Origin of the sequence: Nonomuraea sp. CA-141351 (genome assembly GCF_050944675.1) — a bacterium.
GTDB lineage: Bacteria > Actinomycetota > Actinomycetes > Streptosporangiales > Streptosporangiaceae > Nonomuraea.
This window is the reverse complement of the sequence record NZ_CP191982.1, coordinates 1,075,977-1,091,708: the sequence shown is the minus strand read 5'-3', so window position 1 is coordinate 1,091,708 and position 15,732 is coordinate 1,075,977. Positions and strand designations below refer to the sequence as shown.

Genomic DNA, 15,732 nt, shown 5'->3' with positions numbered 1-15,732 from the left:
AAAGCCCCGGCCGCCCTGAAGAGCGCCCGGGGCCCGACACACCGGCTTACTTCTCGATGATCGCGAGAACGTCGCGGGCGGAGAGCACGAGGTACTCCTCGCCGCCGTACTTGACCTCGGTGCCGCCGTACTTGCTGTAGAGGACGATGTCGCCCTCAGAGACGTCGAGCGGAATCCGCTTGTCGCCGTCCTCGTCCCAGTTGCCCGGGCCCACCGCGAGGACCCTGCCCTCTTGCGGCTTCTCCTTGGCGGTGTCTGGGATGACCAGGCCGGATGCGGTTGTCTGCTCAGCCTCAAGCGGCTGAACCACAATGCGGTCGCCGAGCGGCTTAACGGGAACCTTAGTGGCGGTCGTCACGATCGGACCTCCCCTTCAGATTTGAATGATCTAGAAGAGGCGACCAGCTGGGCCTGCCGTCGCGGGTGTCAGACCTGCCTCGTCGCACGTTGGCACTCTCAAGGGGAGAGTGCCAACAGGAAACATATGCAAGAGGGGCTTGACAGTCAACACGAACGCGTCTGCTGAGAGCGATCAGGCCCCCAAATGTGCCCGTTCCACACTACGTCCACGGTTCGACTCGCTCGGGCGTGGCGCTAACGTCGGGTGATGTGGACCTCGACGCCTTCAACGAGCTGCTGACCCCTCGCGGACAGCAGGCCCTCGCGGAGGCAGGGGAGCTGGTGGGCGCGGATCCGGTCGCGGCCGCCACGAAGCTGCGCAAGACGTACGACGCCGCCCTCACCTCCGCCGCGCTGACCCAGGCCGGGCTGAGGGAGCGCGCCAGGGCCAAGTTCGGCGAGGACGCCGAACGGATGTACTTCACGCCGCACGGCCTGGAGCAGTCCACCCGGGCAGAGGTCGCCGAGCACCGCGCCCGCCGTCTGACCGGATCATGGCCGAATCCGCCCCGCGTGGTCGACGCCTGTTGCGGCATCGGCGGCGACTTCCTCGCGCTGGCCCGCGCCGGCTGCACCGTGACCGCCGTGGACACCGACCCGCTGACCGCCGCCGTGGCCAGGGCCAACGCCGAGGCGCTCGGGCTGGGCGGCAGAGTGACGGTGTCCGTGACGGACGCGGCCGACGTCCGGCCGGAGGAGTACGACGTGCTGTTCGCCGACCCGGCCAGGCGGACGAGCCGAGGCAGGACATTCGACCCCATGGCCTACTCCCCGCCCTGGCCGGTGGTGCTCGACCTGATCTCGAGGGCCGCCCGCGCGTGCGTCAAGGTCGCCCCGGGCATCCCGTACGAGTTCATCCCGGGCGGCGCCGAGGCCGAGTGGGTCTCGTACAAGGGCGAGGTCAAGGAGGCCGCGCTCTGGACCGGCCTCCATGGGGCGACGCGGCGCGCCACCCTGCTGCCCGGCGGGCACACGCTGACCGCCACAGGAGCCGAGGCCCCGGTCGGCCCGGCCGGCAGGTACGTCTACGAGCCGGACGGCGCGGCCATCCGGGCGCACCTTGTGGGCGAGGTGTCCGAAATGGTGAACGGACGCCTGCTCGACCCGATGATCGCCTACATCACCGGCGACAATCCGATCGACACCCCATGGGCAACCAGATACGAAATAACAGACGTTCTTCCATTTTCACTGAAAAAGCTGCGCGCACTACTCCGTGAGCGGCGAATCGGCAATGTCACCATCAAGAAGCGTGGCTCGGCTGTCGACATCGAACGCCTCCGGTCAGACCTCCGACTAAATGGCCAAAAATCAGCGGTAATCATCCTTACCAGGATCATCGATAAGCCATCAGTCATCATCTGCGACACCGCCCTACCTGCATGAACCCTGACATTCTTCCGTTAACGACGATCTTTCAATTCGCCGCTGACGGACCTTGATCGAAAGACTAAGGTGGGCGGGCGGGAGTGCTCCCCCTGACGCGGTCAGCCGCGTTCTCGCTCTTTCAATCTGCAAATCGGACCTATCCCCACCGCTGCGCGGCAGACCGTCGGCGAGCCAAAGGAGCTTTCGGTGGACCATTCCAACCACACCACCCTTCTCCAGGCAGGAGGCCAATCCGGCATCTCCGAGAGGATGCGGGATCTGCTCGCGCGTGCCGCACAGGATCACGTGTACGAGCAGCGCACACAGGGGGCAGTACTAGACGAGATCCGCCAGCGGCTCGAAGGCATGGAGTGGCTTCTGCGCGAGGTGCGCGAGCGCGAGCTCGGCGGCCTCAGCGGCACGCTGCACGCGGTCAGCGGGCGCCTCGACGACATCGCCGCCAAGCCCCCGATGTGGGCGGAGGGGCTGGCCCAGCACGTCGAGGCGGTGCGCGACCACGTGGACGCCGTCGGGGAGAAGGTGGGCCACGTGGACGCCCACCTCGGCCCCGTGGCCGAGCTGCCTGGCCTGTGGGCCGACCTGGGCACAGTGGGCGAAAGTGTGGACGAAGCCCTCAACCGCCTGCAATCGGTGCTCGACTCCACCGATGGCATCACGAGGGGGATGTCCGACTTCGCCACCAAGCTGGCCACCCTCAACACCAGCATGGAGGCGGCCGCGAGCCGCTTCACCAGGCTCGACAAGTCGATGGCCGAGCTGACCACCCGTACCGACCGGGTCGAGGTCGTGGTCAGCGACATGTCAGAGCACCTGACGGCCCGGCTGAACGAGCAGGACCAGCATCTGGCCACACGCCTGGACGAAACCGACGAGCGCCTGAGCACGAGGCTCGACGAAACAGACCAGCGCCTGAGCGCGAGACTGGGCGAGACCGACCAGCGCCTGACCAAGAGACTCGACGACACCGACCAGCGGCTCACCGCTCGGCTCGACCAGACCGACCAGCGGCTCACCATCCGGATGGACGAGACCGACCAGCGCCTGGCCACCAGCCTCGTCGAGGCGGACGAACGGCTCGCCAGCCGCCTCAAGGAGTCCGACGACCAGCTCTCCAGCCTCCTGTCCGACGTGGAGCTGCGGCTCGCCACCAGGCTCGACGAGGCCGACCAGCACCTCGCCGTCCAGCTCGGAGAGAGCGAGCAGCGCCTCAGCGCCAGGCTCAGCGGCGTGGACGCCCGGCTCGACCGGGTGGAGGGCAAGCTCACAGGCCTCGACTCCAGGCTCACCGGGTTCGACAGCCGGCTGGAGTCCGCCGACGAGTGCCTGGCCGACATCGACACCAGGCTCGACGGGCTCGACGGCAGGATGGGCGGCGTCGACAAGCGGCTCACGTCCGTGGACAGCCAGCTCGGCGGGGTCGACAAGCGGCTGGGCACGGTGGACGGCCACCTGGGCCGCCACGACGACAGGTTCGACGCGCTCGACGTACGCATCGACGCCCGTTTCACCGCGCTCGACGAGCGCATGGTGACGAGCGACCAGCGGCTCAACGAGACGGCCACCCGCAACGAGGGCCGCTTCAACAAGCTCGACACCCAGATCGACGCCATCGACGAGCGCCTGATCGAGGCCGAGGAGCACCTGAGCAGCCGCTTCGACGGCATCGACACCCGCTTCAACGGGCTCGACACCCACATGAACGGCCTGGCGGCCCGCGCCGAGCAGACCGGCGCGCACCTGGAGTCCGTCGACGACCGCATCGAGGCCGTCAGCGAGCGCGTGGGCCGGCTCCCGGACGCTCTGGCCACTCAGGGCGAGCTGCTCCAGACGCACACGGGAGACCAGGCAGAACGCCTCGCCGCCGCCACGAACGTCCTCACAGAGCTCGTCACGTCCCGTCCCGACCGCGACCAGCTCGCCGAGACGGTCACCGGCATCGTCCAGCCCGCCGCCGACGACCTCACCAAGCGCCTGGGCGCCCTGGAGGAGACCATGCTGGCCCTGGCCGAGGCCCTGCTGCGCCCGAGCCGCACCAAGGACTGAAGGGGCCGTCGGACGGGACGGGGGCGTAGGCGGCCCCCGTCCTGTGCGCGCCGGCCGTCCGCACGCGGATCCGGCCGGAAAACGGCAGGGCCAAGCGCGAGCTCGGGTGGACTCCCGTCTACCCGAGCGTGCGGGAGGGGCTCACACGTGGACTGTCGTGATCGGCAGCGACGAGTCGGCGGGGATCTCCAGGGTCGAGGGGGAGATCCCGGCCGCGACCAGGTTGGAGCCCAGGGCGGCGACCATGGCGCCGTTGTCGGTGCACAGCCCCGGACGGGGCACCCGCAGGCGCACGCCGGCGGCGTCGCACCGCTCCTGGGCCAGCGCGCGCAGCCGCGAGTTGGCCGCCACGCCGCCCCCGATCAGCAGGTCGTGCACGTCGTACTTCCGGCACGCCTGCAGTGCCTTGCGGGTCAGCACGTCCACCACGGCCTCCTGGAAAGAGGCGGCCACGTCGGCCACGTGGACGGACTGCCCTGACGCCTCGCGGGCCTCGACCCAGCGGGCCACGGCCGTCTTGAGCCCTGAGAAGGAGAAGTCCAGCGTGCCGTCGTCGATCTTGCCGCGCGGGAACGCGATGGCCGTGCCCGAGCCGTCGCGGGCGGACCTGTCGATGTGCGGCCCGCCGGGGAACGGCAGCCCCAGCACCCGCGCGACCTTGTCGAACGCCTCACCCGCCGCGTCGTCGACCGTCGAGCCGAGCGAGATCACGTCCTGGGCCACGTCGGGCACCAGCAGCAGCGACGAGTGGCCGCCCGACACCAGCAGGGCGATGCACGGCTTGGGCAGCGGCCCGTGCTCGAGCTGGTCGACGGCGACGTGAGCGGCCAGGTGGTTGACACCGTAGAGGGGGACGCCGAGCCCGAGCGCGTACGACTTGGCCGCGGCCACCCCCACCAGCAGCGCACCCGCCAGCCCAGGGCCCGCGGTGACGGCGACGGCGTCGATGTCGGAGAACTTCAGGCCCGCCTCGGCCAGCGCCGCCTCGACGGTCGGCGTCATGGCCTCCAGGTGGGCGCGTGAGGCCACCTCGGGCACCACGCCGCCGAAGCGCGCGTGCTCTTCCATGCTGGAGGCGATCGAGTTGGCCAGCAGGGTGTGGCCTCTGACGATGCCGATGCCGGTCTCGTCGCAGGAGGTCTCGATGCCCAGGACCAGGGGTGCGTCAGTCACCAAGCTTCCTTCTCATCATGATCGCGTCGGTGCCGTCGTCGTAGTAGCGGCGGCGGGTGCCGATCTCCTCGAACTCGTAATGCCGGTAAACCGCCTGCGCCTGCGGGTTGTCGGCGCGTACCTCCAGGAAGATCTCCCGCGCCCCCCTGCGCTGCGCCTCGGCCAGCAGCTCGGTCAGCATCGCGCCGCCGATGCCCGTGCCACGGTACTGCTCGAGCACCGCGATGGTCTGCACGTCGGCCTGGTCGGCCGCGGCGGCGAGCCCCGCGTAGGCGACGATCTCGTCGTCCACGAGCACCACCACGTAGTGGCGCGAGCGCGGCACGTCGGCCAGCTCGCCACGCATCATGCCCTCGCTCCACGCGTCGAGCGGGAACGTGACCTGCTCGATCGCCATGACCGCCGGCAGGTCGGCCTCGGTCATCTGCCTGATTTTCACGCCGTCACCCTCTTGGGCGCCCCGGGCACCACGGCGTCGGGCCTGCGCAGGTAGATCGGTCTCGGCGGGCCGAGCGGCGTGCCCTCGGCGAGGCGCTCGGCCGCCAGCGCGGCCAGTGCCCCCGCGTACGGGTACGGTGGCGCGTCGTTCGTCCCGAGGATCTCCGGGTAGAGCGCGGCGCCGGCTCCCACGACCGGCATCTCCTCCACCGGCACGTCGGCGGGCCGGTCGACGAAAGGCCCGTCGAGCCTGGTGCGCATATTGGAGTATCGCGCCCAGAACACCTCTTTGCGCCGCGCGTCGGTGGCCACCAGGAACGGCTCGGCCAGCCCGCTGCCGTAGGCGACCGCGTCGAGCGTGCACACGCCGTACGCGGGAACGCCCAGCGTGGTGGCGAGCCCCTGCGCGGTCATCAACCCCACGCGCAGCCCGGTGTAGGGGCCGGGGCCGCTGCCGGCCACGATGGCGCTCACGTCGCGCAGCGTCGCGCCCGCCTCGCTCACGACGCGCTCGATGGTGGGTATGAGCAGCTCGCCGTGACGCCGGGCGTCGATCGTCGTGTGCTCGGCGAGCACCCGCTCGCCGTCGTGGAGCGCGGCGGTGACGGCGGGTGTCGCGGTATCAAAGGCCAGGACCAGCACGGCTGTCTAGCCTACCCGCCGAACAGGTCAGGCCCAGCCCGTATGCACTTATGCCCAGCCCGTACGGTGCTTGAGCCAGTCGAGCGCCACGACCCCCTGAGCCCGCTGGAACGCCCTGACCGTGGGCAACCCCGGCGGATCAGGCAGCCGCCCGTGCTCCACGAAGTATCCGGTGAGCGCGGCCACCATCGCGGTCACGGCGGGATCGGGATCGGTGAACAGCTCGTGCGGCATCGGCCCGCCCTGCATGCCGATCGACGGCAGCATGCACACCAGATCCACCCAGGGCGCACCCACGCAGGCCCATGGCCAGTCCACGACGTAGACGTGATCTCCGGCGAACAGGATGTTGTCGGCCCGCAGGTCGCCGTGGACCAGCGTGTCGCCCGCCGCCGCGGCGGTCCAGCCGGACTCCAGCTCGGCGAGCTCCTCCAGGTGGCACGCCGCCCACGGGTCGAGCCCGTCGGCGCCCCCCTCCAGCAGGTTGCGCCAACCGCGGAAGGACGCGCCCAGGGTCTCTCCGATCGGCGGCAGCTCGATCGGCGACGGGGTGAGCGCGGCCGACATCCGTTCGACGGCGTGGAGCACCAGGTCGAGCTGGTCGCGCCGCCACGGCATCTCGGGGTGCTCCCCTTCGACGTCCTCGAAGACCAGCGCGACCCAGCCCTCCAGCTCGAACCCGGTCAGCAGTCTGGGGGCGGGAACCGACTCCGGCAGGGCCGCGGCGATCCTGAGCTCGCTCCGGTAGAGGCGGACGGAGTCGGGGTTCGGCTCGGGGCCGACGGCCTTGACGAAGGCGCGCCTGCCGTTCTCGGTGCGGAGCCGTACCGCGGCCGCCGGGGAGAAGCCTCCCGGCTGGGTGACCGCCTCGGCCACGCGCCCGCCCAGGAACTCCTCCACCGCCGCGCGCACCTGCGGGTGCACCTCGTGCCAGGGCACCCGTACGCCGGACGCGGGCGGGTTCGTGTCTACGCTCATGCCCCTATGGTCTCGGAGGGGTGCAAGCCGTTTTCAGGCTTTGGAGGCGTACACGATGATGTTGTCCACATACTCGCCCTTGGCGTAGTCGAACTTGCCGCCGCAGGTGACCAGCTTGAGCCCGTCATCGACGTACACGCGCCTGGTGGGGAAGCTGTCCTTGTGCACCTGCTCGATCGAGTCGACCTTGTAGCTCACGACCTTGCCGTCGCTGCGCTCGACCTTGACGGTCTCGCCCTTGCGTAACTGCCTGAGCCGGTAGAACACGGCGGGGGCCGTCTTGGTGTCGACATGGCCGATGATCACCGAGGCGCCCTTCTCGCCGGGCACGGCGCTGCCGGAGTACCACCCGGCCACCTTCGGCTTCTCGTACGGCGGCAGCTCGACCTCGCCGTCCTTCGACAGCCCGAGCTTCATCAGGGGCGCCTCGAGGTCGATAGCGGGGATGTCGATGCTCTTGGGCACAACACCCGCGGTAGGGGTGGTGGTGGTCGTCTGCATGCTCTTGCCGAACGCGACAAGCACGAGGCCCGTGGCGGCGCCCGCGAGCACCACCCGTCCAGGACGGGCCATCGCCTACGCCCGGCTGCGACGCTTGACCGCCACGCCGATGCCCGCGGCCAGCGCCAGGCCGATGAGCACGCCCGCGGGACCGATCGGGACCGAGGAGTCGTCGCCGGCGTCCATCCCGTACGTGCCGCCGCCGCCCGCCTTGGGCGCCTTGCTCGGCACGGTGGACGATACGGGCTCGGCCGCGGCGACTCTGAGCGTGGCCCGGCCCATGTCGTTGGTGCCGTCGCACTTGACGTCGACCCGGTAGGAGCCGCGCCGGACCGTCCCCGAGACCTGCGCCTCGCCGCGTACCCAGGGCGAGCCGTTGGCGGGCGTGGCGGTCGCGGTGGGGGTGACCGACGCCGCGGGGACCGGGTTGAGCACGACGCCGTTGATGAACGCCTTGGACGTCGCGGTGCCGGTGTGCGCGGGGCCGCCGGTCGGGACGGGGCAGTTGGCCAGGATCCACACCTTGGAGGTCTCGCCGGCGGTGATGCGGTCGGGGTTGAGCTGGACCGAGATGGTCTGCCTGGTGACGGTGGGCTGCGGGCTGCTCGTCGTGGTGGCGGTCGGCGTGGCTGTGCCCCCGGCTGTGGGGGTGGCCGTGGGTGTGGCTGTTGGATTGGTTTCGGCGGAGGCCGCGCAGCCGGTCAGACCGACCATGACGATGGCTCCCGCGTAAGCGACTCGCCTGATCCCGAGCACCGGCCGCACCCCACTTTGCCGTTTTGCAACCCAGCATCCACCAGAACTATGGATGTCGCCCCTCCTGATACCCAGAAAATCTGGGCCAATCCCTGACCAACGATCATGATTTATCTCGTTGGCCTGGTACGTCAAGGGTGCCAGGATTGCCGAAAAATGACCGGTGTTTTAGTCTTCCAGCGGTTCAGACGGCGTGTCGGCCCACCTGGGGCCCACGCCTCGCAGGGTCACGAGGCGGGCCTCCTCGCCGGCCTCGCGGTCGATGTGGATCTCCAGCCGGTCGTCGGCCAGGCCCTCGACCAGCCCTTCGCCCCACTCGACGACGGTGATGGACTCCTCCAGCGAGGCGTCCAGGTCGAGGTCGTCCACCTCGAGGTCGCCGCCCAGCCGGTACGCGTCCACGTGCACGAGCGGCGGCCCCTGGCGCAGCGAGGGATGCACCCGGGCGATCACGAACGTGGGCGACGTGATCGGGCCACGTACCTTGAGCCCTTCGGCGATGCCCTGCACGAGCGTGGTCTTGCCCGCGCCGAGCGAGCCCGACAGGATGAGCAGGTCTCCTGGGCGCAGCAGCGCGGCCAGTCGGGCGCCGTACGCGCGCATGTCCTCGGCGGTCGCGAGCCTCACAGCAGCTCCACCCTCTTGAGCAGGTCGCGCAGCGCGTCGTTGACCACGCCCGGCCGCTCCAGCTGAATCAGATGGGACGTGTCGGGCACCTCGGTGAGGTGCGCCTTCGGCAGCGCGGCCGCGATGGCCTTGCTGTGGTCGGGCGGGGTCAGCCAGTCGCGCTCGCCCACCAGGATCGCGGTGGGCACCGAGTCGAGCACGTGGAGCGCGGAGAGCTTGTCGTGGTTCATCAGCGCGGGGTAGAAGTCGGCGAACACCTCGGTCGGCGTCGCCCTGATCATCGATTCGGCGAAGTCGACCACGGTCGGGCTGACGTTCTTGGAGTCGCCGAAGCCCATGTAGCGGGTCATCAGGAACGCGATGTCACTGCCCACGCTACGGGTGCGGTCGACCAATGCGCCGCGCTTGCCCAGCATCGAGATCGTGGTGGGCGCGATCTTGTGCACCGCCTTGGACACCATCGCGGGCAGGCCCAGCGTGAGCTCGGCCAGCTTGCCCGCCGAGGTGGCGATGAGCGCCACACCGCGGATCTTGTCCTCGAACAGCCCGGGATGGCGGTCGGCCAGCGCCATGATCGTCATGCCGCCCATGGAGTGGCCGACCAGCACGCACGGGCCCGGCACGAACCGCTCGATCACCTCGGCCAGGTCGTCGCCCAGCCGGTCGATCGTGCTGCCGTCGGCGCCCGCGCGCTCCGAGCGCCCGTGGGAGCGCTGGTCCCACAGGACGATGCGGTAGTTCTCGCGCAGGTCCTTGCGCTGGTAGTGCCAGGACTCCAGGCTGAGGCAGTAGCCGTGACAGAGCACGACGGTCAACTCCGCGTCGTCCTTATGGTCGCGACCGCTTCGGGGCTCGTTGGCATCGTTACTCTCGCTCTCTCCCCCCGAGCTCCTTCGCTCCTCCGGCCCGTCGATCTCCACGTGCAGCGCTCTCCCGTCGGAGGTGACGAGCGTGCGTTCCCTCCCCCGCAGCTCACCGAACGGCTCGCTGGCCTCGGCGTCGGGGCGCAGCCTGATCCGGCCGACCGCGTAGCGCTTGGCCAGTGCCGCTGCCGCGACACCGGCGGAAGCCGCACCGACGAGCGCGCCGGCGATTCCTACCCTGCGCCGTGTTGTCGTCGTCGTCATGTCCCCGATCCTTCTCCGCTCATGCCCGCCGGGAGGTGCCCGTCGTCACTCCGAACGCCTGTGCTCGTAGACCCGCGGCACGCGCGAGCCGATCCTGGTCACGATCTCATGCGTGATCGTGCCGAGAGTATCCGCCCACTCCTGAGCGGTCGGCTCGCCCCCGTCACCTGGCCCGAACAGCACGACCTCGTCCCCTGCCGACAGGGGGTCGTCTCCCATGTCGATCATGAACTGGTCCATGCACACCCGGCCGGCGATCAACCTGCGCCGCCCGCCCGCCAGCACCTCGGCCCGCCCCGTCGCGTGCCTGAGAATGCCGTCCGCGTATCCGAGCGGCACGAGGCCCAGCGTGGTCTCGCGCTCGGTGACGTAGAGGTGAGCGTATGACACACCCGAACCCTCCGGCACCCGCTTGACCAGGCCAATCTGCGCCACGAGCGTCATCGCCTGCCGGAGGCCGAAGTCGCCCAGCTCGGGGACGGGGCTCAGGCCGTACATCGCGATGCCCGTCCTGACCATGTCGAAGTGCGCCTCGGGGAGGGTCACGGTGGCGGCGGAGTTGGCGAGGTGCCTGATCACGCCGGAGCCCGCCGCGCCCACCTGCTCGGCCATCTTCAGCGCCGTCTTGTACGTCTCCAGCTGCTGCCCGATCGACGGGTGGCCCGGGATGTCGGCGCACGCGAAGTGGGACCAGAGCCCGACGATCTCGATCACGCCCTCGGCCCGCAGCCGCATCGCCTGATCCAGCAGCCCCGGCCAGCCGGCCAGCGGGGCGCCGCCCCTGCTCATGCCGGTGTCCGCTTCCAGATGCAGCTTGGCGACGCGCCCCGTACGCCGGGCCGCCGCGGCGATCTCCTCGAGCAGTTTCTCGTCGGAGGCCGACACCTCGATGTCCTTGCCGAGCGCCTCGTCCAGCGGCTCGCCCGGCGTGATGAGCCACGCCAGGATCGGCGCGGTCACGCCGCCCTCTCTGAGTGCGAGCGCCTCCCTGACGAAGGCGGTGCCCAGCCGGCTCCCCCCGCCCTCCAGCACGGCCTCGGACGCCGGCACGAGGCCGTGCCCGTACGCGTCGGCCTTGACGGCGCCCATCAACTCCGCGCCGCCGGCCTGTTCTTTGAGCAGGGCCACGTTGTGCCTGATCGCATCGAGGTCGACCCGTGCCTCGGCTGGGGTGGCCATCGGGGAGTACATCCTTCTAGTGTGGCAGCTCACGCACGTGGTCGAGTGCGATTCCCACCCCTGACGCCCCCATGACGACCGACTTCCACCCCTGCCTCCTCGCCGCTCACCAAGCGAATCGCCTCCGGGACCGCCGAGGCCACATCGGCGGCGGCCAAGGGGGCGCCGTCGGCGGCGAGGCGGCCGGCGAGCCCGTGCAGGTACGCCCCGCAAGACCCCGCGTCGTAACAGCTCAACCCCTGGGCGAGCAGTGCCCCCGCCACACCCGACAGCACGTCACCGGTCCCCCCGGTGGCCAGCCAGGACGTGCCGGTGGCGTTCACCCGCACCGGCCGGGAGTCCTCGGCCACCACCGTGGTGGACCCCTTGAGCAGCACGGTCACCCCCAGTTCGCCCGCGGCCCGCCGAGCGTGCTCCAGCCGGGCCGCCTCGATGGCGTCGCGGTCGACGCGGATGAGCCGCGCCAGCTCCCCGGCATGCGGCGTGATCAGGACAGGCGCGGACCGCCGCAGCAGCGCCCGGTCCCGGGCCACCACCGTCAGCCCGTCGGCGTCGATCAGCACGGGCACGTCGGACGCGAGCACGCCGGCGACCAGCTCGTGCGCCCACTCCCCGGTGCCCAGCCCAGGCCCGATCACCCAGGCCTGCACCCGCCCCACGTCGTCGATCGAAGGCCGGTCCAGCTCGGTGACCACCGCCTCGGGCCAGTGCGAACGCACCTGCGCGACCGGCGCGCTCGGCCCCACGTACCGCACCATCCCCGCCCCGGCCCGCAGCGCGCCCCCCACGGCCAGCACGGCGGCGCCGGTGAACAGGTCGCTCCCCGCCGCGACGCCCAGCACACCCCTGCGGTACTTGTCCGACTCCTTGCCCGGGCGCGGCAGCAGGACGTCCACGTCGGCCGAGGTCAGCGCCGCGACGTCGGGATCGGGCAGGTACGCGCCAAGCCCGATGTCCACCAGCTCGACCCTCCCCGCCTGCTCGGCGCCCGGATCGACGAGCAGCCCCGTCTTGTACGCCCCCATGGTCACGGTCACCCGGGCCCGCACCGCAGTGCCGTCCACCCGCCCGCTGCTCGCGTCCACCCCGCTGGGCACGTCCACCGCCACGATGAGGCCGCGGGCCGCGTTCGCCTCCTCGACGAGCTCCCTGTACGGCTCCCGCAGCGCCCCAGTGGCCCCGATCCCGACGAGCCCGTCGATGATCAGGTCCGCGTCCTCCAGCGAGGCCCGGTCGACGACCCGCCCCCCGGCCTGACGGAACGCGGCGAGCCCGGCCTCGTGCGTCTTCGACCCGGCCAGGATCGCGCCCGCCCAGGCGCCGCGTCTGGCCAGGCGTTCGCCCGCGTAGAGCGCGTCACCGCCGTTGTCGCCGCTGCCGACGAGGAGCACGACGCGTTTGCCGTACACCCTGCCCAAAAGGTCGGCGCAGACGGCGGCGAGCCCCGAGGCGGCCCGCTGCATGAGCGTGCCCTCGGGCAGCCGCGCCATCAGCTCGTGCTCGGCGCCCCGGATCTGGTCTGCGGTGTAGGCAGTGTGCATGATCCGAAGCTATCCCTCCGCGATCACATAGGCCACGGCCACGCCCGCGTCGTGGCTGAGCGAGATGTGCCACCGCTTCACCCCGAGGTCGTACGCGACCTCCGCGGCCCTGCCGGTGATCCGCAGCTCCGGTTTGCCGGCCTCGTCGCGGCGCACCTCGGCCTCGCGGTGGTCCAGCCCCGCCGGGGCGCCGAGCGCCTTGGCCACGGCCTCCTTGGCGGCGAACCTGGCGGCCAGCGACTGCACCGGCAGCTCCCGCTCGCCCTCGGTGAACAGCCGCTCCCTGAGCCGCGGTGTCCGCTCCAGCGACGCCTCGAAGCGGGCGATGTCCACGACGTCCACGCCGATGCCCAGGATCATCACCCCAGCGTACTCAGAACAGCCCCCGCTCCCACGGACCCCAGATGGCGAAGGACCTGCCCTGTTTGGCCTGCACGTTGACGTACAGCGTGTGGCCGCCGGGCCCGAACGTCGAACCCGCGAACTCCGCGCCAGGATCGCCGGAGATCGGCTCCAGGCGGCAGAAGTCGAAGATCTCCCCCGACTTCGTGAGCCCCCGAAGGTAGTTGTCGCCGTCGCCGTCCTCGCACAGCACGAGCGTGCCGCGTCTGCTGGCGGTCACGTTGTCCGGCAGGTCGAGCACGGCCGAGCGCGGCGACTCGTAGACGAGCTTGAGCCGCCCGCTCCACGTCTCGTACGCCCACACCTGCCCCCGCCCCTTACCGAACCCGGACGGCGGCGTGTCGCCCTGCGCGGTGGCCCCGCCTTGAGTGGAGACGAAGTACACGACGCCCTGGTGGAAGACGGTCCCCTCCAGCCTGGAGAAGATGGCCGCCCCCGCCTCGCGCCCCTGCCGGCCCACGGCCTGTACGGCCTCGTCGTTGTCCGGCCTGCCGGTGAAGGCCGGGTCAGGCTCGTCGATGTCCACCCAGACGGTCTCGTACGCCGTCCCCGGCTGCTGTCCCACGGACAGGTCCTTGCGCTTGGCGCCCTTGACGGCGAGCATCTGCAGCCTGCCCCCGTCGAGCAGCCGCCCGGCCTGTACGGGGTGCTTCGGCGGCAGGTACCGGTAGAACCCGGAGGGGAAGGAGAAGTTGTCCTCGGTCATGTAGAGCGCGCCCGTCGAGGGGTCGAACGCCACCGACTCGTGCGGGAAGCGGCCGGCCGACCTGATCGGCCTGGCGGTGGCGGCGCGGTTGACCGGCACCTCGAAGATGTAGCCGTGCTTCTGCGTGAGCTTGGAGTTGTCGCCGCCGGAGAAGTCGCCGGCCACGTCGGGGCCGTTGACCGTCTCCTCGCAGCTCACCCAGGCCCGCCACGCCATGGGGCCGCCCGAGCAGTTCATCATGGTGCCGTTCAGCGAGGGAGCGCTCTGGATCACCTCGCCGTAGCGGGTGACGCGTAGGGTCGAGGTGCCGCCCCCGGCCATCGGGTCGTACGCCTTGTCCTTGTCGCCGAACGCGCCGACCGGGCCGTTGACCTCGTGGTTGCGGATGAGGATGGCGCTGCCGTGCGGCCCGGAGAAGGCCGCCATGCCGTCGTGCCTGCCCGGCACGGCCGATCCGTCGCTGAACTTCTCGCCCGCGGCGCTGAAGGAGCGGTACTTGAACCCGTCGGGCAGGTGCAGCCGCACCTTTCCGTCACGTAGATCTTTTACGGGCCTCAGCCGCGCGTACCCCTGCACCGGCTTGACGCCTCCCTGCGCTCCCGCGCAGGCGACTCCGGCGAAAGGCCCGGCGACGGCGATCACATTGGCGATGAAGCGACGACGGTCCATGAGACCTCCCAGCCCCGAACAGTAGCCGCAGGCACAGCCTCATATCCGTCATTCGCCAAGACGCATCTTCCTTCCCCGAACTGGGTCTCGGTAATCCCACGTCTTTATCCACAGGCTGTGGATCTCGTGGGGAGAGCCCCGGCCATGATCCGGTTTGTTCCTCATCGCTACGCTGCCTAGGTGAACAACGGCTACGTGGAACTGAGCAGGGAGCAGTGGAGCGAGCTCCGCAAGAACACGCCCTTGACTCTCACCGCAGACGAGCTGGAAGAGCTACGCGGCCTCGACGATCCCATCGATCTCACCGAAGTCACCGACATCTACCTCCCCCTCACCCGGCTGCTCAACCTGCACTTCACCGGGTCCAAGCAGCGCAGCAGCGTGCTGAGCGCGTTCCTCGGCCATCCCGATCAGCGCGTGCCGTACATCCTCGGCATCGCGGGCAGCGTCGCCGTGGGCAAGTCGACGACGGCGCGGCTGCTGCACACGCTGCTGGCCCGCTGGCCCGAGCACCCGCACGTGGAGCTGATCACCACCGACAGCTTCCTCCACCCGAACGCGGTGCTGGAGGCCAAGGGCATCATGCATCGCAAGGGCTTCCCGGAGAGCTATGACCGCAGGGCGCTGGTCAGGTTCGTGGCTGAGGTGAAGGCGGGGTCGGCGGAGGCGCACGCGCCGGTCTACAGCCACCTGGAGTACGACATAGTGCCCGGCGTCACCCAAATCGTGAAAAATCCGGATATCTTGATCATCGAAGGGCTCAACGTCCTCCAACCGGCCCCGCCCACCTCCCTCGCGGTCAACGACTACTTCGACTTCTCCATCTACGTGGACGCCAAGGTCGAGGACATCCGCACCTGGTACGTCGACCGCTTCCACAAGCTCCGCCGCACCGCCTTCGAGGACCCGAAGTCGTACTTCCGGCACATCGCGGAGCTTTCGTACGACGAGGCCACCGCCTTCGCGGTCAACGTCTGGCGCGACATCAACGAGCGCAACCTGGTCGAGAACATCGCCCCCACCAGGGGCCGCGCCGACCTCGTGCTCAAGAAGGGCGCCGACCACTCGGTCAGACGAGTACGCCTCCGCCAGACCTGACGACCTCCTTACGCGTCCCGAACGCCCGGAGTACTGACGGTCTACGTGACACGTCCCGCCTCCC

The 15,732-nt window shown here is 70.2% G+C and carries 16 protein-coding genes; 3 read left to right on the top strand and 13 right to left on the bottom strand.

What is annotated here, in order from left to right:
- Positions 1–46: 46 nt before the first annotated feature.
- Positions 47–358 carry a co-chaperone GroES gene (groES, locus tag ACQPWU_RS05735; RefSeq protein ID WP_113700125.1) on the bottom strand — a complete coding sequence of 104 codons (312 nt, stop codon included), beginning with the start codon at positions 356–358 and terminating at the stop codon, positions 47–49.
- Between the two features lie 251 nt (positions 359–609).
- Between groES and ACQPWU_RS05730 the strand changes: the two genes are divergently transcribed.
- Positions 610–1,785, top strand: a complete 1,176-nt coding sequence (locus ACQPWU_RS05730; protein WP_433437380.1) for a class I SAM-dependent methyltransferase — start codon at positions 610–612, stop codon at positions 1,783–1,785.
- 189 nt (positions 1,786–1,974) lie between these two features.
- The gene (locus tag ACQPWU_RS05725) at positions 1,975–3,831 is read left to right on the top strand and encodes a hypothetical protein (protein WP_433437378.1); all 1,857 of its coding nucleotides are present in this window, start codon (positions 1,975–1,977) and stop codon (positions 3,829–3,831) included.
- A gap of 141 nt (positions 3,832–3,972) precedes the next feature.
- Here the strand turns inward: ACQPWU_RS05725 and tsaD are convergent, their stop codons facing one another.
- From tsaD to ACQPWU_RS05665, 12 genes are all read right to left on the bottom strand, one after another.
- Positions 3,973–5,004 (bottom strand): tRNA (adenosine(37)-N6)-threonylcarbamoyltransferase complex transferase subunit TsaD, encoded by a 1,032-nt coding sequence (tsaD, locus tag ACQPWU_RS05720; RefSeq protein ID WP_433437376.1) that lies wholly within the window; start codon positions 5,002–5,004, stop codon positions 3,973–3,975.
- The gene (rimI, locus tag ACQPWU_RS05715; protein WP_433445163.1) at positions 4,997–5,428 is read right to left on the bottom strand and encodes a ribosomal protein S18-alanine N-acetyltransferase; all 432 of its coding nucleotides are present in this window, start codon (positions 5,426–5,428) and stop codon (positions 4,997–4,999) included. The genes tsaD and rimI overlap by 8 nt, the downstream gene beginning before the upstream one ends.
- Before the next feature lie 11 nt (positions 5,429–5,439).
- Positions 5,440–6,084, bottom strand: a complete 645-nt coding sequence (gene tsaB, locus ACQPWU_RS05710) for a tRNA (adenosine(37)-N6)-threonylcarbamoyltransferase complex dimerization subunit type 1 TsaB (RefSeq protein ID WP_433437374.1) — start codon at positions 6,082–6,084, stop codon at positions 5,440–5,442.
- Positions 6,085–6,132: 48 nt separating this feature from the next.
- Positions 6,133–7,062: a phosphotransferase family protein gene (locus ACQPWU_RS05705; protein WP_433437373.1), complete on the bottom strand. Its 930-nt coding sequence runs from the start codon at positions 7,060–7,062 to the stop codon at positions 6,133–6,135.
- Between the two features lie 33 nt (positions 7,063–7,095).
- Positions 7,096–7,635: a class F sortase gene (locus ACQPWU_RS05700; protein ID WP_433437372.1), complete on the bottom strand. Its 540-nt coding sequence runs from the start codon at positions 7,633–7,635 to the stop codon at positions 7,096–7,098.
- A 3-nt stretch (positions 7,636–7,638) separates the two neighbouring features.
- Positions 7,639–8,277 carry a hypothetical protein gene (locus tag ACQPWU_RS05695; protein WP_433437371.1) on the bottom strand — a complete coding sequence of 213 codons (639 nt, stop codon included), beginning with the start codon at positions 8,275–8,277 and terminating at the stop codon, positions 7,639–7,641.
- A 210-nt stretch (positions 8,278–8,487) separates the two neighbouring features.
- Positions 8,488–8,946, bottom strand: a complete 459-nt coding sequence (tsaE, locus tag ACQPWU_RS05690; protein ID WP_433437370.1) for a tRNA (adenosine(37)-N6)-threonylcarbamoyltransferase complex ATPase subunit type 1 TsaE — start codon at positions 8,944–8,946, stop codon at positions 8,488–8,490.
- A complete protein-coding gene (locus ACQPWU_RS05685) occupies positions 8,943–10,073 on the bottom strand; it encodes an alpha/beta fold hydrolase (protein ID WP_433437369.1) in 1,131 nt (376 codons plus the stop codon). The genes tsaE and ACQPWU_RS05685 overlap by 4 nt, the downstream gene beginning before the upstream one ends.
- A gap of 45 nt (positions 10,074–10,118) precedes the next feature.
- Positions 10,119–11,252, bottom strand: a complete 1,134-nt coding sequence (gene alr / locus ACQPWU_RS05680) for an alanine racemase (protein ID WP_433437367.1) — start codon at positions 11,250–11,252, stop codon at positions 10,119–10,121.
- A gap of 29 nt (positions 11,253–11,281) precedes the next feature.
- The gene (locus ACQPWU_RS05675; protein ID WP_433437366.1) at positions 11,282–12,793 is read right to left on the bottom strand and encodes an NAD(P)H-hydrate dehydratase; all 1,512 of its coding nucleotides are present in this window, start codon (positions 12,791–12,793) and stop codon (positions 11,282–11,284) included.
- Positions 12,794–12,802: 9 nt separating this feature from the next.
- Positions 12,803–13,153 (bottom strand): holo-ACP synthase, encoded by a 351-nt coding sequence (locus tag ACQPWU_RS05670; RefSeq protein WP_433437365.1) that lies wholly within the window; start codon positions 13,151–13,153, stop codon positions 12,803–12,805.
- Between the two features lie 13 nt (positions 13,154–13,166).
- Positions 13,167–14,570, bottom strand: coding sequence for an alkaline phosphatase PhoX (locus ACQPWU_RS05665; protein ID WP_433437364.1), 1,404 nt, complete (start codon positions 14,568–14,570; stop codon positions 13,167–13,169).
- A gap of 195 nt (positions 14,571–14,765) precedes the next feature.
- Between ACQPWU_RS05665 and coaA the strand changes: the two genes are divergently transcribed.
- Positions 14,766–15,668, top strand: coding sequence for a type I pantothenate kinase (coaA, locus tag ACQPWU_RS05660; protein ID WP_433445162.1), 903 nt, complete (start codon positions 14,766–14,768; stop codon positions 15,666–15,668).
- The last annotated feature ends 64 nt before the right edge of the window (positions 15,669–15,732 follow it).